Genomic DNA, 20,236 nt, shown 5'->3' with positions numbered 1-20,236 from the left:
TCAATTACAGGTAGTGATTTTTAATCAATTAAGGCTACAAATATATGACAATAAATACGATATGCAGGAAAATCAAAGATTAATACGCATTCTCTTCACCCCTGATGGCATTAATAATAGTCATAAAGATGATCCTTACATCAAGGGCGGTGGTCCAGTTCTCCAGGTAATAGATGTCATATTTCACGCGGTTATCCATATCTTCCACGAGCCTGGTTTCGCCACGAAAGCCATTCACCTGTGCCCAGCCAGTAATCCCGGGTTTTAAGAAGTGGCGAACCATGAACTTGGAGATGATTTTCTTGTATTCATCCGTATGTTTAAGCATGTGCGGTCTTGGGCCTACCACACTCATATTTCCCAGGAATACGTTAAAGAATTGCGGCATTTCATCCAGGCTGGTACGTCTTAAGAAGGCTCCGACTTTAGTGATGCGAGCATCATTTTTCGTTGCCTGCACTTTGTCGCTGTCCCTGTTAACGGTCATGCTTCGGAATTTGTAACACCAGAAAGGTGTGTCATTGCGCCCCGATCGCAGCTGTCGGAAAAGCACCGGTCCTTTGCTTTCCCATTTGATCAGAATAGCAATCAGCGGGTACAACCAGCTTAACACAAAGACGATGACCAGCGTGCTAAATACAAGATCAAAAAGACGCTTTTTAAAGCGGTTCTTCATTTCTTCAAGCGGCTCTACACGCAATGTTATAATCGGAAACTCGCCGCCCAGATAGTCGATTGTATATGGGGAGGCCAGCGATCCACCCAGGTCTGGAATAAATTTCAAACGAATACATTGACGGTCTGCTTCATCCACTAAGGCACTAACTTCTGTCATCCGGTTTGGCGCGACGGCGACATAAACATCCTGTACACCCGCAGCGGAAGCTTCAGTAAATCTCTGGGAAACCAGTTCGGAAACAATTCCGCCCTCCTCGTTATAGATATTTTCATCATCCCCTACAAAACCGTAGAAACTGAGTGTGCGTTGCTTTTGCAGGTATTCCGAAATGCGGATTGCTGTGGGATTTGATCCCAGCACAGCAACCTTTTTTGCAACGTTGAACTTGGCAAGCAAGACATACTGAAAGGCGGTACCTAGAAATCGGTTGAATAGAAAGGATATGCAAAGCAACCCATAGAAGATAATTAAAAAAGATCTGGAAAAATCGTCATTCCTGGAGAACAAAAGAAAGACAGTGAATAAAACAAAGTGAAATGCAATACTTCGCCAGGTTTCTCGATAGATACGTTCAAGTCTTCGGATGCCATATAGGCTATAGAGTCCACAAAATGTAGCACAAAAGAACCAGATCAGGTTACAAACAATGACATAATTGGCATCAATCTCATCTACAAGATGTTTTCCCAGCCTTTCTGTGATGAAGTAGGCAAAAAAATAAACAACATTGAGCATGATTACATCAGTAATCAGCAAAATATAACGGAGCAGGTAATTGTACCGGGTCTGTATGGCCATAAATCTCTACACAAATTATAATAAACGTAACGCTACGTTTAAGAGCGATCGCAAATTACTAAAAAAAACGATCATGCAAGAGTGGCGGGAAAGGATGTGTAGGTTATCGTGCGTTTGCGATACTGTAGTTTTGTAGAACAGTCTGCACGACAGGGCTATATTCCAGATCGCTGCGTTTCCAATTGTTCATACCACCAATGCTGTAAGTTTTTCCCGCTTCGGCCTGGTGAAAAAGAATGTCTATCGCACAAGCTGGTTCTTCCACCCAAAACCAGTCAGGAACTTCTTGTCCCTTGGCATAAACAGGTACTGTTTGGTTACTGGAGATTTGCGCTTGCGCAATCGAAGAGAATACAAATGGAAAGTCCGGTGTATCAAAGGTGGGTTCGCAAGAACTTACCAGGAGGTTCATACCATACTGTTGATGGTATTCCTTTAACATCAATTCACCCTCGTATGGATTTGCGGTGATTAACAGGAAGCGATGTGCATCCTGGTTATCTGCCCAACTGCCTTGTGCAGCCTGCAACAAATTGCGTAAGCCTTGCCTGTTCTCAGTTGCCGTTGCCGGAAGATGCAGTACTGCATCAAAATTTTGCGTCTTAAACAAACCGCTCAAGAATGCGGAGTCTGAAAGATCATTCAACTCAATGAATTGATAATCGTTATAATACGTGGTAAACCAGTTAACTACCTGTTTTCCCAGTTCTGATGTGCTTCCGGTTATTAATACTTTCATATTTCCTGTTAGGTAAGGGCGGTGGAACTCGGCATCGATTACACTATCAACAAGCACTTTATACATTAAGTTTTTGCGAAGTGGGAACTTATGTGGAATCCCTATCTCAATTATACACAAATATGAGTTTAATACTTGCATAAAAAAAATAAAAAATGTGTTTTGACGCAGAAACCAGTATTTACCTCGTATACCGACAATCCGGCACAAAAAAAAGGCAGCTGATAAAGCTGCCTTTAAAGTTATTTAAAACCGTTTATGCTCTATGAACCAATCGCTTGAACGGAAAAACCAATCTCACGTAATTTTTTAACGTCAAGCAGATTTCTACCATCAAATATCTTGGCTGGCTTTAGCATATTATCGTAAATGCGTTGCCAGTCATAGTCTTTAAACTCGTCCCATTCGGTAAGTACTGCAATGGCATGGGTGTCTTTACAAGCCTCGTAAGGATCAGCAAAAACATGTACAGCGTTATGGTTTTCTTCTACCGGACGTGTTGCCAGGTAATCTAAATCCGCGTGAACCTGCTTCTCCTCCACCTTAGGATCGAATACCTTGATGTCTGCCTGCTCATTTAGTAGCAGATCTGCAACGTAAATGGCGGCTGATTCACGAGTATCATTGGTGTCTTTTTTAAATGCCCAGCCCAGGAAGGCAATTTTTTTGCCCGCTACGGTATTGTATAACTTCTTCACAATGTTTTCAGCGAAACGTCTTTTCTGGTGATCGTTCATAATGATGACCTGCTCCCAGTAATCTGCCACTTCCTGTAAGCCGAAAGAACGGGAGATGTAAACCAGGTTCAGAATATCTTTCTGGAAACATGACCCACCAAAACCTACAGAAGCTTTAAGGAACTTCGGACCGATACGGCTGTCGGAACCAATTGCACGGGCAACCTCATTTACGTTTGCTTCTGTTTTCTCACAAAGTTCAGAGATGGAGTTCATAGAAGAAATCCGCTGTGCAAGCATGGCGTTGGCAACAAGCTTAGAAAGCTCAGAAGACCATACGTTTGTTGTTAAAATGCGCTCACGCGGAATCCAGTTGGCATAGATGGAAACCAAAGCTTCGATTGCTTCCTGGCCTTCTTCATTAGTATCACCACCAATTAATACACGATCCGGCATTAAAAGATCCTCAATCGCTGTACCTTCAGCTAAGAATTCCGGGTTGGAAAGAATCTGGAACTTTACGCCATTGCCGGTATTGTGCAGGATGTCGCGAAGGGTTTCAGCCGTACGCACCGGCAGTGTTGATTTTTCAACAATAATTTTGTCGTCCTTAGCTACTTTGGCAATCTGACGTGCACACAGCTCGATGTATTTTAAGTCGGCACCCATACCTTTACCGGCACCGTAAGTTTTAGTAGGTGTATTTACAGAGATGAAGATCATGTCTGCCTCATCAATGGCCTTATCAACCTCTGTAGAGAAAAAAAGGTTTCGGCCACGTGCTTCAGCAACTACTTCGCTCAGACCTGGCTCATATACCGGGATGTTTTCTGTGTTTTCATCATTCCAGGCTGCGATACGTGCCTCGTTTAAATCTACAACGGTCACTGTAATGTGTGGACATTGTTTGGCAATCACTGCCATGGTCGGACCACCTACATAACCTGCACCAATGCAGCAAATCTTAGTAATGTTCTTCATCGTTTATTATTGCGTTTTTTGATAAATTGTTAAGCCTAATATGAAAATCGTCCGAAGTTATCTGATAATTACCTTATTGCCAAAAAACAAGGCTCAGACCTCTTAATATGTGTATGAATTTGTGAAGCAAAATTCAGTCTCACTTGGTTAGTCGCTTGCTGCTTCCTGATCCCATCAAAATAAATGGAGGTAAGCGCCTGAAATTACAGGAAATTTCCCGAATAATTAAAGAAAACCACAAACTTAACACACAACGGCATAAAGCATAATAACAGAAGGCTATATTTGTTCAAAAAGACGGTTAAATAACAGTCCATTAACCTGGCAATAAATACAACATTTACAATTTATAAACTGCAATTTCATGAAAAAAGCTCTTATTACGGGAATAACTGGTCAGGATGGCGCCTATCTGGCGGATCTTTTACTTAAAAAAGGTTATGAAGTTCACGGCATTAAACGCCGCTCTTCTTTGTTTAACACAGATCGTATCGACCATCTTTATCAGGATCCGCATGAAAGTCATTTACGTTTGGTACTCCATTATGGTGATCTCAGCGATTCAACCAATCTGATTCGAATTATTCAGCAGGTTCAGCCAGACGAAATTTACAACCTTGGTGCCATGAGCCATGTGCAGGTAAGTTTTGAGACACCTGAATATACCGCGAATGCTGATGGTATCGGAACCTTGAGGATCCTTGAAGCCATTCGTATCCTTGGTCTTGTTAACAAAACTAAAGTATACCAGGCTTCCACTTCAGAGCTTTATGGCTTGGTACAGGCCGTACCACAATCAGAAACAACACCTTTCTACCCGCGCTCACCTTATGCTGTAGCAAAGATGTACGCCTATTGGATCACAGTGAACTACCGTGAAGCTTATGGCATGTTCGCCTGTAATGGTATTTTATTCAACCATGAAAGCCCGCTACGAGGTGAAACCTTCGTAACACGCAAGATCACCAGAGGTACCGCTAAGATCGCTCTTGGCATGCAGGATAAATTATACCTGGGAAACCTGGATGCAAGAAGAGACTGGGGTCACGCCAAAGATTATGTGGAAGCAATGTGGCTGATCTTACAACAGGAACAGCCGGAGGATTTCGTGATTGCAACAGGTGTCACCACAACCGTGAGAGATTTCATTAAAATGGCTTTCTCAGAAGTAGGTATAACCCTTGAATTCCGCGGGGAGGGCGTTGAAGAAAGAGGCTATGTTGTATCCTGTAGCAACTCAGCCTTCCAGGTGGAAATCGGTAAAGAAGTTGTCGCTGTAGATTCGCGCTACTTCCGCCCTACTGAAGTTGATCTATTGATCGGAGACCCATCTAAATGTAAGCAGAAGCTGAACTGGACACCAAAATATGATCTTGCAGCTTTAGTCAATGATATGATGAATTCAGATGTCGAGCACTTCCAGAAAGAACTTATGCTAAAAGAAGCTGGATATTCTGTCAAAAATCAATTTGAATAACTGAAAATAGCACAACATTAAAAAAAGGCAAACAGATTAATCTGTTTGCCTTTTTTTAATGTTGTGCTTTAATACTAAAGCGTTTCAATCAAATCTTCCCACTTATTGCTTAGGGCCATGAGATCATAATGCGCTCTCATACCTGAAAATGCATTTGCGCGCATGCTTGCGAGTCGCTGCTCGTCCGAGAGCACATCTTTCAAGGTAGTGTAGAAATCAAGCACGATGTCGCTTGTCGTGCGACGCGAATTCAAATTGTTGTGGTAATCCCCTACCTGTAGTGCCGCTGCTGTATCGAATGTCGAATTATTTACCACCCAGCCGGCATTGTTGCTTTGAACAAGCGTTGCCAGATCACTCCAGCGCGGACAGATCGCGAGTATGGCCATTCCACCGGCCATCATGCCATAGGTCTTACTCGGTAAGCAGACGCTTGCCCCCCCTGTACTCAAGGAAACCATGCCCACATGGAATTCGGCAATATCCAAACGCCATTGCATACTTGGAACTGCAGAAATAATTTTGACCGGATAGGCACTTAATGACTCCGCCAGGTGTTGTGCCTGTGCGCCACTTACATAAAAGTTGAATTCCACCTTATCCGCCAGATCAGAGCCCAGCACGTATTTAACAGATTCTATGAGCGACTCGGCATCGTGTAAATGCCCCAACTGCCCGCCGTAATGTAGAATTAGCTTTTTACTTTGTAGCACCTGTTTAAAGGGCTGCTTGAATAATGCAAGGTCGGTGGAGATGTCAATAACTTTGGACACCGCAGCGCGGCCCCAGCGGCCTTCCGCATGTTGTTTCAGGTATTCTCCCAGGTAAACGGTGGCATCACATTTTGCCTGGATCTTCTGCATGATGCTCCCGATCGTTTTCGAAGTCGAGGAGTCATTGCGGATCATGCCGGCGACTTCTATGGCGTCCGGGTAAAGATCGTACAGCAGGTGTATTACCTTCGCTTTCTTCAAGCCGGCAAGGCGCTTCACCAAATATGGCGCATAAAAGGTGTTGCTGGTCACGACGAAGCAACTGTTGCGTCGCGCCGTCAGTACTTTGTAAACCAGGTATAAAGGATAACCCACATACATCTGAAAGCGCAGGTAAGCCTTTTTCAGGCCCAGGTTCTTTCCGTTTCTACGGTAAGAACCCTCAGAAACCAGGTATAATGGCTCTACTTCATAACCTGCATTCTTTATCGTTTCCGATAGAAAAATGAAGTAATCCATCGCAACATTACTACAGGTATAGACCTTTAGTTTCTTTCCAACCATGATTGATATATTTCCTCAAAGGTTGCCTGCAGCGACTTGGTGATATCCCAGTTTGGATAATGTGCTTTCATCTTGCGCAGGTCACTGTAGTAGCAAATGTGATCCCCAATCCTGTTGGTATCCACATATTTGTACTTCATTTCCTTACCACTGATCTTGCTGATAATGCCAAATGCTTCTAAAATAGAGCAGGTGTTGTCCTTACCGCCACCCAGGTTATAAACTTCTGCAACCCTGGGGCTATTGATAAATTCTTCAATAAAGCGGGCAACATCGTAAGAGTGGATGTTGTCACGAACCTGCTTGCCTTTATATCCAAAAACGGTGTATTCTTTACCTTCCAGATTACATTTGATTAAATAGCTCAGAAAGCCATGCAGTTCCACACCAGAATGGTTTGGCCCGGTTAAGCAGCCACCTCTCAGACATACGGTCGGCATGTTAAAGTAGCGACCATATTCTTGCACAGAGATGTCGGCCGAAACCTTTGAAGCACCGAACAAGGAGTGTTTGGTCTGATCGATCCTGAAGTGTTCAGGAATACCAAATTCATATGCCGAATCTGCATAGTCGTACCGGGTTTCCAGTTCATTCATCTCAATTTCATTTGGTGCATCACCATAAACTTTATTGGTCGACATATGGACGAAGGGCACCGTTAAGCTGTATTGTCGTGTAGCTTCCAACAAGTTAAAAGTACCCACGGCATTGGTATCAAAGTCATCAAAGGGAATGGCTGCTGCGCGGTCGTGACTTGGCTGCGCGGCGGTATGTACAATCGCGTCCGGTTTCACAAACTGAATCAGATCTATCACACCCTGACGATCCCTGATATCCAGCTCATGATGTTTAAAGCTCTCCAGTGTTTGTTCAAGCCGGCCCTGGTTCCATCGCGTATTGCCCTGGCTGCCAAAGAAAACCTCCCGCTGGTTGTTGTCTACGCCATGAATTTCCCAGCCCAAATTATTAAAGTGTTTACAAACTTCAGATCCGATTAAACCAGACGAGCCTGTCACTAATATTCTCTTTTTCATTTCTTTTCAATCAATTCGTTATATAAATCTACCGTTGCATTAACCGTTCGTTCCCATGAAAATTTTGCAGCATGTAATTTGCCCTTTTCAATAAGGTCCGTCCGTAATGCAGGATCATTTAGCATTAAAATGCCGTCGACAATTGCAGCAGGCCCGGGTTCAGGTATTAAAACGGCTGCACCGCCGGAAACTTCTCGTAAACAGGAATTATCACAAGTTACGACCGGACAACCGGATGCCATGGCTTCAATGACCGGAAGACCAAAACCTTCGTAGGAAGAAGGATAAACCAGACAAAATGCGGCGGCATAGAGTGACCTCAAGGCCTCGGTGCTTAAATCAGCACAAACCTGAAACCGGGACTTCAGCTGGGTCTTTAAGAGTGCCGCATGCGTATCAGATAAGTTACCGCCACCAGCGATGACAAGCTGATATTCCGGTAAATCGCGCATGGCCAGCACAAGCTGTTCAAAGTTTTTATAATGTTGCCGGCCACCCACGTACAAAATGTACTTATGCTGTAGTGGTACTGGCGGTTCTTGTGAACTAAGGAATTCTGGCGAAAGGCCATTGTAGATCACCTTGACCGTCTTACCTTTCAAAAGATCTGGATAGAAAAGGTAGAGGTCATCACGTGTTGTTTCCGAGACACAGATGATGGCATCCGCATTTCTGATGGCAATTTTCTTAAAGAAGATGTTAACAGCGCGTTTGATGCCCATTTGCATGATCCTGCGTTCGTAGCCCAGATCATGGATGGTAATTACCCGTTTGAGGTTTTTCTGGAAGGTATAGCGATAATAGCTGGAATGAAAAATTGCACCAGCGGGAAGCTTCTTTAATAAGGGCATGAACTGTGTTAACGCCCCTGGCACTTTCGGTTCATGTTCAGTTTCAATCCCCTGAATCACCTCTTTAAAGAACAAATTATCATCTGCCAGCCCATTCAGCAACATATGTACCTCAACGTTTTTGTCTCGTTTTAGCAAGTTCAACAACTCCTTAAAAACGAGACTAATACCCCCGATTTTCTGTAGCGCGAAGATGCAATTGTCAAAATATACTTGAACGGGCTTTTTATCTGTCATGAATTAAGGGTCACTAAAATACCATCCTGATGTTCCTGCAAATGGAGGCGCAAAGCTATAAACAAATGCAGGATAAACAATAATGGTTATTTAAGTTTTTACAGCGTCATGAACTGAAGCAGGCATGGATCAGAAATCCTGGTACAGGTTTCGGAAAGCACTACGGAGGCCGAAGGTAATCAGGTTTGTTTTTTCTTTGAAATTGACTGAACGTTCGTTTCTAAGCACGGCACCGAGCTCCAGCCGAAGGTTGTACTTCGGATTAAGCAGATAAGCGATACTGCCCTCAAAAAAGCGCAGATCAGTTTTAAGGCCCTGCCCGACGTAGTTGCCAAATTCCGAAACTCTGGTTTCATAAGGCAGGAAAATGTTTCCCCCGTAATTTTGACCTTCAGGGTCAAGACCATACCTGGCATAAATAGCTTTCGCCTGGAAGTCAAAGCGTCGATAGCTGTAATTAAGCAAGCCTACAAACTCCCGGAAATTTGCACCTAATGGATGTGCAAGCGGTTGACTCATCCCCGAATAGCTTGTAATACGCTGAAAGTGCGAATAAGTATATGGTTTTGCGGTATTAAACTCCGCAAGATAGTTTAGTTTATCAACTTTAAACAAGTCAGAACCCCTGAAACCGAGTTGTACGGCCCATTTATTTGCCCAGTAACCATTGCCGGAGAAAAAGTTTTCGCCTGAGAATTCTTCCAGCATAAATTGCCCATAAAGCGCTGTTTTCTTCAGGAGTTCATATTTAGCATTCAGGCCCAGACGTAGCTTGTCGGGTGAAATTCCGTTTGCCCCTTCTATCGGGCGTATAAATACAAATGGATGAATATAGTTAAAATCAAAGCCTCTTTTCCCTTCCGGCTCTGCATCTGCCCATGTTACGGCCTGGAATAGTCCAAGCGAAAGCCGGTTGTTTACGTTCCAATCGAGATAGTGCATCGCATTCCATTTCCCTCTTGAGCCCAACCTGCGATCTGATGTTAAAGGTGTTGCACCATTATCAATCATGTAAGAGAATATGGTTTGATATTGAACATTGCCAACGGTAGCACGGATCCTGGCAAAAGAGTAGTTTGCCGCCACATCGGATAGCAGCATTGAGCGGTAACCGTCGCCAATAAAATTTTTATCATAACCCAGTGCAAGGTTCAGAAATTTATTCGGGGTATAAGAGATTAATGCAGTGACATAGGCCCAGTCCTTTACCCGGTTATCCAGCTTTCCCGACATTTCTGAAGGCACAACCTTGTTGGTGTTGATGAAATTCGTAACATAGTTCGGAAACACTGCCTGACTTTCATATCCGTTAGTATAGAAGGAAATCTTATCACCTATTGTACCTCCGATCTGGTATCCACGGGTGTTGCGCCAGGTATTCTGCTGATCATTAAATTCGCGTCCAATCTGAAGATCCGGGAGGAAGTCGGCATAGAAGTCATAATCTTCCGATCTAAAACGGAGTAAATGCTCATCTGTAATTTTCCGGCGTAACCACTTCCGGTAAACGTTGCTGTCTGTACCCTGGTTCATCAATTCCTTGTACCGGGCCACTAACGTGGTATCATCCGCATAGAAACTGCGAACTGAGGAATGCATACTGCTGTTTACATCGTAAGCTTGCTTATTAAGCTTTTGATAAAATTGATACGAATATGGGATGTTGACATTCGGGGTTTGATCTTGTGCCCGGCTGGGGGAACTTATTCCGGCTAATAAAAGACAACAAAAACTTATTACTCTAAAGGGACTCATGTATTTAATTAGGTACAATCGAGGATGATTACATTTAAGTGTAGAAACGAAAGCTTGCAAAGTTAATTTATTTTTCAAGAACGGGTATGCATCTTCATTGCTCTGCACGCGTAAGAACCTTCCTCCTCAGCTGTACCAGCGTATAATAGTGTGCCAGGGTTTGCATCATGCCTAACTTCCTGAAGTTGTGACGCACCATGAAGATCATCAGGGAAAGCATATCGGTTTTATAGGCTTTGATGTAACCCGCAAGGAGTTGTTTAATATTTTCATCAAGCCTTTCTTTATAACCCCAGTAGAAAGTGTTGATCATCTTATAGTTTTTAACAAACACTGGGAGTAAAAAATCTACCTGTTTGATATATCGATGAATTCGTGACGATATACGGTTACGTGCTACACCACCACTTGCATTACTTGAATGTTGCCGGTAAAAGATCAGCTTCTCAGGATTCAGAACGGCTTTACCCATCGCGGTGGCCACTAAAGCTACCCAGTAGTCGTGGTTTTCTGCGCTATCCGGTATGTGGCCGATCTGCTGTAACAGCGCCCGGTTAAAGATCATCGTGCATCCGTAGGCATGATTTTCCGCCAGCAGCATTTTAAAGTCGAGTGATTCCGGCATCCTGATCTTTTGCGGAATGATGTTGGCTGCTTCATCCACATATTCCAGGGCGCCGTAAACGAGAATGGGATCTGAAGGCTTTGCTGTCCGTTCCCGTTCCTGAATAAACTGCAGGGAGTTTTTTATTTTATTAGGCTTCCAGACATCATCCTGATCCGCAAACATGAGATAAGGTGTATCCAAGCTATGCGCATAATCAAAAAGGACACTAAAATTCAGGGTTGCCGATCCATGTTTTCCTTTTCCAGACAAGACTTTAATCCGGCTGTCTGCTTCAGCGTATCGTTGAATGATGGAGGGGGTTTGATCTGTTGACAAATCGTCACGGATGATCAGCGCCCAATCTTGATGAGTTTGTGCAAGAATACTGTCGAGTTGTTCTGCAACGTATTTTGCACCATTAAAGGTTGCCATCAAAATTGTCACTGTCATTTTATAGCCAATCGATTAATTATAAAAAAGAATACGACAAAGAATAAATTGAAGTAGTTCGTAAAACTACACATAAATACACAAAATACAAATAGTGACCATTCAACAATATAGTACGGCGAACCTCTGTTTAGATAATTTTTGAAGGAGTTCATGGACAAAAAACCGTATAAGAAATTAAATGCGAAAACCCCGAACCAGCGAAAATCAAGGAAAGGATCAATCATATACGTACCTAATAAGGAGTAAGCGCTGTACTTCATAGGATAGATCGCTTCGGTATCTACAGGTAGCACGCCGACAGCTGGACGCAGCGCATAGGCCCCGTAGCCTATATAATTGTCGTAAACAGAGATTTCTGCAATGTTATTTCCTGTTGTAAAATTCAGTCCACCATATAAGGAGAGGTAGGTTTCAAAAATATTTGAAGGCTTGTCAATTCCGGAATACTGCTTAAGGAAGTCGTTAACAGAAGTGAGCGTAGACTCCTCCGCCGCACCACCACGAAGTTGTCCCAGAATAATGAACAAAATTACACACACTGCTGCAATGGACAGGAGCTTCAATATCGAAATCTTACGGTAATATGACACCCCGATGAGCATAGAAAAGAAGAAAAGTACGATAACCTGCCTGCTGAAAAAGTTCACAATGATGAAGGCACTGACGATGCTGCATGCCAGGAATACCCAAAAAGGGATCAGGCGACGTTTATAGGTGATGTAAAACATGGCGGGCAACACGGAATTTAAGAGAATAAAATTGTGCAGCGGCGTAACCGGATTTTGGTTCAGCTCATCATACAGGGCGGTGTTACCAAGGTTCAGGATGGGCAGGTAGCCGAGCTGACGGATCTCCATTACAAACACGCCAATACCGGCAAGGAGTAAGCAAAGCAAAAATGCAAAGCTCAGTTTGGGGCTCAGCGTCGGAATTATGTTTCTGAAAGTGAGCTTTTTTGTTTTATATGCGGCCATGCCCCCAGCGATAAAGGAGGCTATACTCAACAGGATGATGCCCATAAAGAGTGGGCTATAGGCATGTTGCCGGTCGGATATGATTAAAAATGAAAATCCGGTGATATACACGAAGATACCGTAGACTGAGAAAGGATTGATCAGCTCTTTGAACGCATATATCGAGTACAAGATCAAGGCCTCGGAAAGTATCAGGAAAAACAAGAATGGCAGCAATTCCGCAAGCGTACAGCCCCAGGCGGCATAACGCAGGCAGAGCATTACATCAATCCCAATCAGGCAGGCGATCGCACAAATAAGTAAAGTAACTTTATGTTCCATTTCCCGGTTTAAAGTATCTGACCATTCTTGCTGCAGATTTAAAAAGGCCATGGCCTAACAGCTCTGCACGGTGACTGGGATGTTTAATAAACTCCCGGAGAATATAAGCCCAGCCCTTTGACCATTCCAGCGACCGGACGCGGTGCAGGGCAAGCATATCCTTGTTCAGGCGCAGCAAAGTATGCCTGTCCGCAAGCGTATTAAGTTTATGTAATGCAGCATCCATTGCTTTGCGGACCACCACCTCACCGAGATACATGTTCAGATGAACTTTCATTGCGCTATTGGGGTGAATTCTGATTTTAGCGTAAGATCTGTCATTTCCATCAAAGATAAAGATCGGTTTCAACAACGCAATCCTGAACCAGAGCAACCAGTCTTCATTATTATTCAGCTCCAGCTGGAAATTACCGGCGGCCACAAGCAGATCCTTATGCACCAGCGGGCTGCTGATGGTTACGACATTGTTCTTAATCAATGCCGCCAGCAGTGTTCCATTTTCAAGCGTCGCTTCCGCGAGAAATCCTTCAGGATAGTGGTTCGTAAATTCCTGCGCCTCCTGCCCATCGTTGAAGAATCTGGCACTTGAAAAAACAAGTGCACAATCCCTGGACTCCATAATTGCAAATTGTATGGCAAGTTTTTCGGGGCTGAGGAGGTCATCCGCATCCAGAAATTGAATGTACTTGCCACGTGCAAAATCTATCCCGGTATTCTTTGCAACCGATGTGCCCGAATTCGGGATGTAAACATACCGGAATTGCTGATCAGGATGTTTGCTAATGAAATCGCCAACGACGACTTCGGTATCATCTGTCGAACCATCGTCCACGATGATGCATTCCCAGTTGGTAAAGGACTGCTCTGAAACGCTGTTTAGGGCAGCGCGCAGGTAGCGTGCATAGTTGTACGCTGGTACAATGATTGAAATTACAGGCGTACTCATATGTTGACCTCTATTATTGATTTCATCACGGCCCAGCGGTTCTGCCATTGGTGCTGATTTACCACTTCTAAATAATTCCGTTCAATTAACGGGATATACTGATCATAGTTTTCCAGCACCTCCAACAACTGATCGGCGGCATGGTCCATGTCGATTTCCACGATGGGGGTATAAGGGAAAAGCGCTTTCATATCCATGGGCATGATGCCAACAATCAGCACTTTGGAGGCCATGGCCTGTAGATACCGTAGCGTCATGGTGGAGATGTATTCTGCACGTTCGGGGTGCGTGATGTTTGAAGGCACACATACGGTGATCTTTGCACGGGCAAGTCCGCGTACAAAATAAGCTTTATCCGGGAACAGCAAGGCCTCCCCCGTTTTCCGGTAAACATGATTGCTGCCATTGCTTTTCAGGGCCTCCGCAATGCGCGCATGATAGGCTTCATAGAGGCGGCCAAACTCCAGCACGTCAATATCCTTGTTGGCATAACTTTCAAAATGGTAGTCGTCGGCCTTTATGGCTTCCGGAAGCCACATGCTTTTACATTTGCTTTGCGGGTATTTCCGGCAGTGATCCTCAAACACCTGCTTCGAAGAAAAGAATACAAAGCGGATGTTGAAGAAATCCAGCATGGGAAAGATCCATTCATGGAAGCGGGGCCATACATCATACATATAGATGTAATTGTTGCGTGAAAGAAATCCATCCGGCAGAAACAGCTTGAAATCACCGCTGATTATGGAAGCGAAATTGATGGTTTTGCGGTTCAGGGTAGCCGGACGAAGGCGGTTCAATAGAGGAAACTTGCGTAGCAAGCGGATGAGCCGATCTTTCGCCCTGCTGTACCGAAGCACTTTCCGCTCCACCTGGAAAGAAGCATCTGCTTCAATGGTTGCATACAGTTCATCTACACAGTCGAGGAAATATTCCTTGTCCTGTTGTTCCAGCAGGCGGATCTTTCTATAATTTATATCCATATGCTTCAATGTGTTTTCTCCAGAATTCAAGATCATATTTCCACCAGGCATGACAACCAAATGGCAGTTCGTACCGGTTTAACTTCAGCAGTACATCAGGATTTACTTCAAAGCTGAACGGGATGGCTTTGGCCGGTTCGGGTACTTTAAAATCCGGAAATACCTTAGGCACCAATTCTGCCCAGAACAGATCTTCATTGATGATCGGCTGAAAAGGATAGCCGGACCAATTGAAAAGCAGGTCATGTTTCATATAGCGGTACAAGCGCTTATAAAAGGGTGGATTGGCATCGTCAAAAGCACGTTTAAAATTTAAGTACCGGTAGTGGGTCACCACCTCATAACAGCTCTTCACCTTACGCAGGCAGAAACCGCCATTACCCTGACCGATGATTGCGCTGTTCTTGCCGGCGGTATCATGTCCTTCAAAAAGCGGTGCACCAATGCTATCGTAGTTCTGATCACACCAATATTGAAGTTCATCTCTAAACACAAATGCATCCAGTTGGTGGATCAGCATAAATTCATAATCCAAGAAGGCTTTGTAAAAACCAAGGGATTTTAACAGCCGGTTATAGGCCGGAATATCGCGGAAGAAGGCATTGTCGAAGGTTTTGAAACCCAGCTGCTGCGCCCTTACTAACGGATGTGCTTTTACTTCCGCTTCCAGGACCTCAGGCATGATGAGAAAGATATCATAATCCGACAGCACCTGAGTACATTGCGAAAAGGAAATCGCTTCATAGGCCGACCACTGACTCTTATATATTGGAATAAGCACACAGGCCCGCTTCATCATGCTATAAATCTCCTTTTTTTAGAAAGCTAAAAATACCGATTCCCGACAGGATGTCCAGCACATGTTTATTCTTCCATATAAACACCTGGCAGAGCAGATAGGTTAATGCAGATAAAAAGGCCGTCAGCAGTATGACTGCAACCGCGTGATGGGTGAGCTGCAACACCGCATACTTGATGATAAAGAAGACGCCGCAGGTTAGCACACTTTGTATTAAAGCCATAAATGGGAAAGCAAATTTTACGGCCTTACGTACGAAGAGAAACAGCACGATGGTCACGACGGCTTCTGTAGCCAGGGAGCTCATTGCTGCACCGACATGTTTAAATATGGGGATCAAGGTAAAATTAAGCAGCAGACTTACCAGCACACCAATAATGGAGGCATACAGGATCATTTTCTCCATATGCATGGGCAGCAGGATCTGGTGACTGAACACCTGAGCAATGCCGACAAAGATCACAATAAAGCAGAGCACCTGTAAGGACAACACTGCAGGCAGGTACTGGTTGCCAGCGAACAAGAGAATGATCTCCCGGGATAAACATAGCGTGCCCAGTGCAATCGGAATACTCAAAAAGATGACGAAGTTTATGGACTTATCCAGCAAAACCCCCGCTTCATCGAAGTTTTTGTTCTGAAATGCCATGGTGAGTCTGGGCAGCAGAACTGCCGACAATGCGCCGATCACTGCAAGCGAAAGTTTGCTGATCCGCATGGAAGCCGAATAGTAACCCACGTGCTGATCCGAGGTGATGAATCCGAGTATAATCGTATCAAACACCAGGTAAATGGTGGTCACCACGCTGTTGGAAAAAATGATCAGCAAAGGCCGGAAATGCCGCTTAAAGGAGAGTTCCCGAAAAGTAAGTTTCACCATGCGGCGAATGGCATACATATTGGCCATAGCGGCAAGCACGACAGCCAGGAGGTTTAAGCCATAAAAGAGCGTTTTGTCTTCGGGGGTATGGACCAGCAGAAAAAGGAGAATTATGGTAAAAAGGCGAATGGCAACGGAGCGGATGGCAATATATTTAAACTGCTCAGTACCCTGAAAGAACCATTCCGCAATAAACACGCTGCCCAGCACCACACTCATGCCGATCTGGTACAATGCGAAGTCGGATCGAAGGCGGCCGATCGAATAGCTCAGGCCAAATAATATCACCACTGCAATCAGTGATGTTGCCAGGTGTATAAACAACAATTCGGAGAACACTTTGGACAAAGCGGCTGGGTTGTCCTTTACTTTGGCAATCTCCCGGACGCCGTACAAGGGTATACCAAGTGCCGCAACGAGCAAAAAATAGGTAGTGAAGTTATCCGCGAAGTTCACCGCGCCCATACCTTCCGGGCCGAGTATTCTGGAGGAGTATGGAAAGGTAATCAGTGGAAAGAGCACCTGGGAAATCGATAAGAGCGTATTGTAGAAGAGGTTCTTTTTGAATACCGACATAAGCCTTATCCAACGATGCTTTTAAGGCCCCTTCTGAGCAGCAGCGTAACTGCAGTAAGCATCACGAGTACAAAGCCGCCGATAAACATGCAGGAAAGCTTGCCCGGCACCACCTTTTTAAGGGGTAATATGGGTACGTCAACAACTTGTATAAGTGGTGTTTCTTTCAAGAGTGCAATTTTTGAAAGCTCAAGATTTTTCACCAGTTCCACGAGGATGGCTTTGTTGGCTTCCGCATCAATCTGCCGGCGTTGTGAGGGGACGCGAAGCACCTGGCGTGCTAAGTTCGGGTTGGGATTGGCATCCACAGAAGTGGCAATCTGCGTGATGTTACCGTTAAGCATCCTTCTTACAGAGTCCGTTTGTCTTTGCAGCACCGCAACATTGCGTGAGGACTTTTTCGTTTTAGAAGTAACGTAGTAGTCACTTACATTCTGGATGATGTAATCGGTAAATGTTTTAGCGAAGAGTTCATCTTTAGAGGTGAACTGTACGCGAATTACAGAGGATTTCTTGTCGGGCTTGGCGACCATCAGGTTTTCTGTACTGATGCGGTTAACGACCTCTCCGAGCAGACTATCCTGAACCCTGGAAAAGCGCTGATTGGCGGGTACCTGGAAATCCGGGTGCGGCTTACCATCGGGATCTTTTTCCAGACCATTAAATGCCAGGTATCTTTCCACAAGGAGCTGGTTTTTACCATCAAAATTGGCTACAGAAAGCAAGGTTTGCTGAATCATGGCCCGGCTCTTATACAGTTCAATGATGTTGTCACCCTGGAAGATCCCACCGCCGCCACCACCGATGTCGAGACCAATCATGGATGCGAGCCCTGCGTATTGCCCTATAGATCCGGAGGAGCCGGAATCTTCAAGTGCGAAGGTGGCCACGGCTTCATAGCGGGGCTTTTTAAGGAAAGCATAGGTATAACCCAATGTAATTCCGACAGTGCCTGCTAGTACCAGTAAAAGCCATCGGGATTTGAGATAGCTGTACCATTCATATAATTTCAGTACAAGATCATTCAATGTGATCTCCTGAACATCCTGACCATTCATTAAAACCGCGTTAAGAAACAAATATAAGCTTTTAAAGCATGGTTGGGAATGCGTTTTTATTTTTTAACTTGCCCCCACTCAATCAAAGACTTCCTGTAAATTAATGAAACTCAAACACATCCTTAGCGCGCTCCTGTTAATAACCTCGCTCTGCAGCAATTTGCTTGGACAAACGCTGCCTGTTGGCATTTTAGAAAACGTCGAAGATGCCTACCGGCGGCAGCAATTACTAGGGCTGGACCCGGTAAAAAGCTCTTACATGATCCGGCCGCTGCACCTGTCAAATGCGCCGGACATGGCCCTTGATGAAGGTGAAGACAGCTACAGCCTTAAAGACTTCAGGAAACCCATCTTTTTGAACAAGCGGTTCAAGACAGAAGTTTACCTGCTTCCGGTTGTCACCCAGCAGCAGTTCAACTCACACCACCCTTATGGCATGAACGATGGATCGATGGTACAAGCCAAAGGCTACCAATCACAGGTTTCGGCGGGCATTTTCGCGAAAGTTGGTCCGTTAAGTGTGCAGTTAAGACCGGAATATGTATATGCGGAAAACAAAGACTTTCAGGAACTCAGTGAAGCGCCAAATGGTGTTTTCTGGAATACCTCTATTGCGAACTACTACAATACGATAGACTTGCCGGATCGTTATGGCAATGATGCTTACAACAAAGTAAACTGGGGACAAAGCAGCATCAGGCTAACTGCAGGTCCGTTTTCCGTGGGCTATTCCAATGAGAACCTATGGTGGGGACCGGGCAATAGAAATTCGCTGTTGATGAGTAACAATGCCCCGGGATTCAAACATTTCACCTTAAACACGGTGCGTCCAATCGAAACGTATATCGGATCTTTTGAAGCACAGATTATTGGCGGCCGGTTAGACCAATCGGGCATAGAAGTACCGGAAGGTTTTGAATACAGGAAGCGACCAAAAGATTGGCGTTACATTTCCGGAATGGCCCTCACCTATCAGCCAAAATGGGTTCCGAACCTTTTCCTTGGCTTTGACAGAACCTTCATCGTGAACCGCCGAGATATGGGCCGGAAATTTGGAGACTACTTCCCAATCTTTGCTTCTGTTCAAAAGTCCGCCTATGTGGCAGATGACGGCACCAATACAGATGATGCTGCTGGGAGAGATCAATACATTTCATTCTTCACCAGGTATGTCTTACCTGAAAGCAAAGCTGAAGTCTATTTTCAATACGGACGCAATGACCATTCGTATGATATCCGGGACGCAATTGTTGAACCGGAGCACACCCGTGCCTATGTTGTTGGCTTTAGAAAGCTGATTCCGCTGGAACGTTATGACGAATACATTCAACTGGGCGTAGAGCTTACACAGTTAGAAAAATCCAAGACCCGTGATTTGCGCGCAAGCGAAACCTGGTATAACCATTATCAGGTAAGAGACGGCTATACAAACAGAGGTCAGGTACTTGGTGCTGGCATAGGTCCTGGCAGTAACCTGCAGTCGCTGGATGTTAGCTGGGTAAAGGGGCTAAAGAAAATAGGCATTCAGTTTGAGCGTCTGGTGAACAACAACGACTTGTTCTTCAACTTCGCTTATGCTTCTCTGGATAAGAATCTTTACATTAACCGTCATTGGGTTGACCTTTCGGTAGCCGGCAAGTTCGCATGGAACTATAAGAACTTTGTGCTGAACTCACAGTTCACTTACATCAAATCCTTAAATTATCAATATCAATGGGAAGAAGGGCCAGATGATTACTGGGAGTGGAATAAGAAGGACGTCAATAATGTCCAGCTGAAGGTGGGATTAATGTATTTGTGGTAGTACATTAAGATTTATCCGGCTTATATTTCAAATAATTAGATTATCATAATAAGAAATTTTGAGAAAATTCCAGGTCATTATGTAATCAAAGTGTAGCCTTTCGTGAAAAATTAAATTGGTACATTTAGGTAACCAGATGAAAGATCATATGCTAACCATTATATATCTAGACGTAACAACAGGGTACAAGACCCTCAATGTTCAGAATTCATTTGCGCTCCACAAAGAAATTAAAGCCTTGTCTAACAAAGGAAAGTTCATCATATGCGTAATCGATCAAGAATCCAAGCACTTGGTTGATAGTTGCGCTGGTTTTGAATCTCATAGAAAGTT

Annotated in this window: 16 protein-coding genes; 2 read left to right on the top strand and 14 right to left on the bottom strand. The window is 44.4% G+C overall.

The genetic code is table 11. From position 1 onward, the window contains the following. Window positions 1–79 precede the first annotated feature (79 nt). The 3 genes from IEW69_RS09450 to IEW69_RS09440 form a co-directional block, all read right to left on the bottom strand. On the bottom strand, window positions 80–1,477 hold the full coding sequence (locus IEW69_RS09450; RefSeq protein ID WP_229663578.1) for an undecaprenyl-phosphate glucose phosphotransferase: 1,398 nt from the start codon (window positions 1,475–1,477) through the stop codon (window positions 80–82). Between the two features lie 103 nt (window positions 1,478–1,580). Continuing rightward, on the bottom strand, window positions 1,581–2,216 hold the full coding sequence (locus IEW69_RS09445) for a Rossmann-fold NAD(P)-binding domain-containing protein (RefSeq protein ID WP_188626594.1): 636 nt from the start codon (window positions 2,214–2,216) through the stop codon (window positions 1,581–1,583). Window positions 2,217–2,479: 263 nt separating this feature from the next. Next, window positions 2,480–3,874, bottom strand: coding sequence for a UDP-glucose 6-dehydrogenase (locus tag IEW69_RS09440; protein WP_188626593.1), 1,395 nt, complete (start codon window positions 3,872–3,874; stop codon window positions 2,480–2,482). 364 nt (window positions 3,875–4,238) lie between these two features. On the opposite strand from IEW69_RS09440, the gene gmd reads away from it, so the two are divergent. Further along, window positions 4,239–5,351, top strand: a complete 1,113-nt coding sequence (gmd, locus tag IEW69_RS09435; RefSeq protein ID WP_188626592.1) for a GDP-mannose 4,6-dehydratase — start codon at window positions 4,239–4,241, stop codon at window positions 5,349–5,351. 74 nt (window positions 5,352–5,425) lie between these two features. Here gmd and IEW69_RS09430 read toward each other — a convergent pair whose 3' ends face one another. The 11 genes from IEW69_RS09430 to IEW69_RS09380 form a co-directional block, all read right to left on the bottom strand. Next, window positions 5,426–6,628 (bottom strand): glycosyltransferase family protein, encoded by a 1,203-nt coding sequence (locus IEW69_RS09430; protein ID WP_188626591.1) that lies wholly within the window; start codon window positions 6,626–6,628, stop codon window positions 5,426–5,428. Further along, window positions 6,610–7,662 (bottom strand): NAD-dependent epimerase/dehydratase family protein, encoded by a 1,053-nt coding sequence (locus IEW69_RS09425; protein ID WP_188626590.1) that lies wholly within the window; start codon window positions 7,660–7,662, stop codon window positions 6,610–6,612. The genes IEW69_RS09430 and IEW69_RS09425 overlap by 19 nt, the downstream gene beginning before the upstream one ends. Next, a complete protein-coding gene (locus tag IEW69_RS09420) occupies window positions 7,659–8,750 on the bottom strand; it encodes a glycosyltransferase family 4 protein (protein ID WP_188626589.1) in 1,092 nt (363 codons plus the stop codon). Before IEW69_RS09420 ends, IEW69_RS09425 begins: the two co-directional genes overlap by 4 nt. Window positions 8,751–8,879: 129 nt before the next feature. Then, a complete protein-coding gene (locus tag IEW69_RS09415; protein WP_229663577.1) occupies window positions 8,880–10,349 on the bottom strand; it encodes a gliding motility protein RemB in 1,470 nt (489 codons plus the stop codon). A gap of 250 nt (window positions 10,350–10,599) precedes the next feature. Further along, a complete protein-coding gene (locus tag IEW69_RS09410; protein ID WP_188626588.1) occupies window positions 10,600–11,562 on the bottom strand; it encodes a glycosyltransferase family 2 protein in 963 nt (320 codons plus the stop codon). After that, window positions 11,559–12,860, bottom strand: coding sequence for an O-antigen polymerase (locus IEW69_RS09405; RefSeq protein ID WP_188626587.1), 1,302 nt, complete (start codon window positions 12,858–12,860; stop codon window positions 11,559–11,561). Before IEW69_RS09405 ends, IEW69_RS09410 begins: the two co-directional genes overlap by 4 nt. Next, window positions 12,850–13,854 (bottom strand): glycosyltransferase family 2 protein, encoded by a 1,005-nt coding sequence (locus tag IEW69_RS09400; protein WP_188626586.1) that lies wholly within the window; start codon window positions 13,852–13,854, stop codon window positions 12,850–12,852. Before IEW69_RS09400 ends, IEW69_RS09405 begins: the two co-directional genes overlap by 11 nt. Further along, window positions 13,803–14,786: a hypothetical protein gene (locus IEW69_RS09395; RefSeq protein WP_188626585.1), complete on the bottom strand. Its 984-nt coding sequence runs from the start codon at window positions 14,784–14,786 to the stop codon at window positions 13,803–13,805. Before IEW69_RS09395 ends, IEW69_RS09400 begins: the two co-directional genes overlap by 52 nt. Beyond that, a complete protein-coding gene (locus IEW69_RS09390; RefSeq protein ID WP_188626584.1) occupies window positions 14,770–15,585 on the bottom strand; it encodes a DUF5672 family protein in 816 nt (271 codons plus the stop codon). Before IEW69_RS09390 ends, IEW69_RS09395 begins: the two co-directional genes overlap by 17 nt. 1 nt (window position 15,586) lies before the next feature. Then, window positions 15,587–17,041 carry a flippase gene (locus tag IEW69_RS09385; protein ID WP_188626583.1) on the bottom strand — a complete coding sequence of 485 codons (1,455 nt, stop codon included), beginning with the start codon at window positions 17,039–17,041 and terminating at the stop codon, window positions 15,587–15,589. A gap of 5 nt (window positions 17,042–17,046) precedes the next feature. Then, the gene (locus IEW69_RS09380; protein ID WP_188626582.1) at window positions 17,047–18,099 is read right to left on the bottom strand and encodes a GumC domain-containing protein; all 1,053 of its coding nucleotides are present in this window, start codon (window positions 18,097–18,099) and stop codon (window positions 17,047–17,049) included. A 103-nt stretch (window positions 18,100–18,202) separates the two neighbouring features. On the opposite strand from IEW69_RS09380, the gene IEW69_RS09375 reads away from it, so the two are divergent. Next, window positions 18,203–19,903: a capsule assembly Wzi family protein gene (locus IEW69_RS09375; RefSeq protein ID WP_188626581.1), complete on the top strand. Its 1,701-nt coding sequence runs from the start codon at window positions 18,203–18,205 to the stop codon at window positions 19,901–19,903. Window positions 19,904–20,236 lie beyond the last annotated feature (333 nt).

The organism is Pedobacter quisquiliarum, assembly GCF_014642175.1.
Taxonomy (GTDB): domain Bacteria; phylum Bacteroidota; class Bacteroidia; order Sphingobacteriales; family Sphingobacteriaceae; genus Pedobacter; species Pedobacter quisquiliarum.
This window is presented reverse-complemented; position numbering and strand designations above follow the sequence as displayed.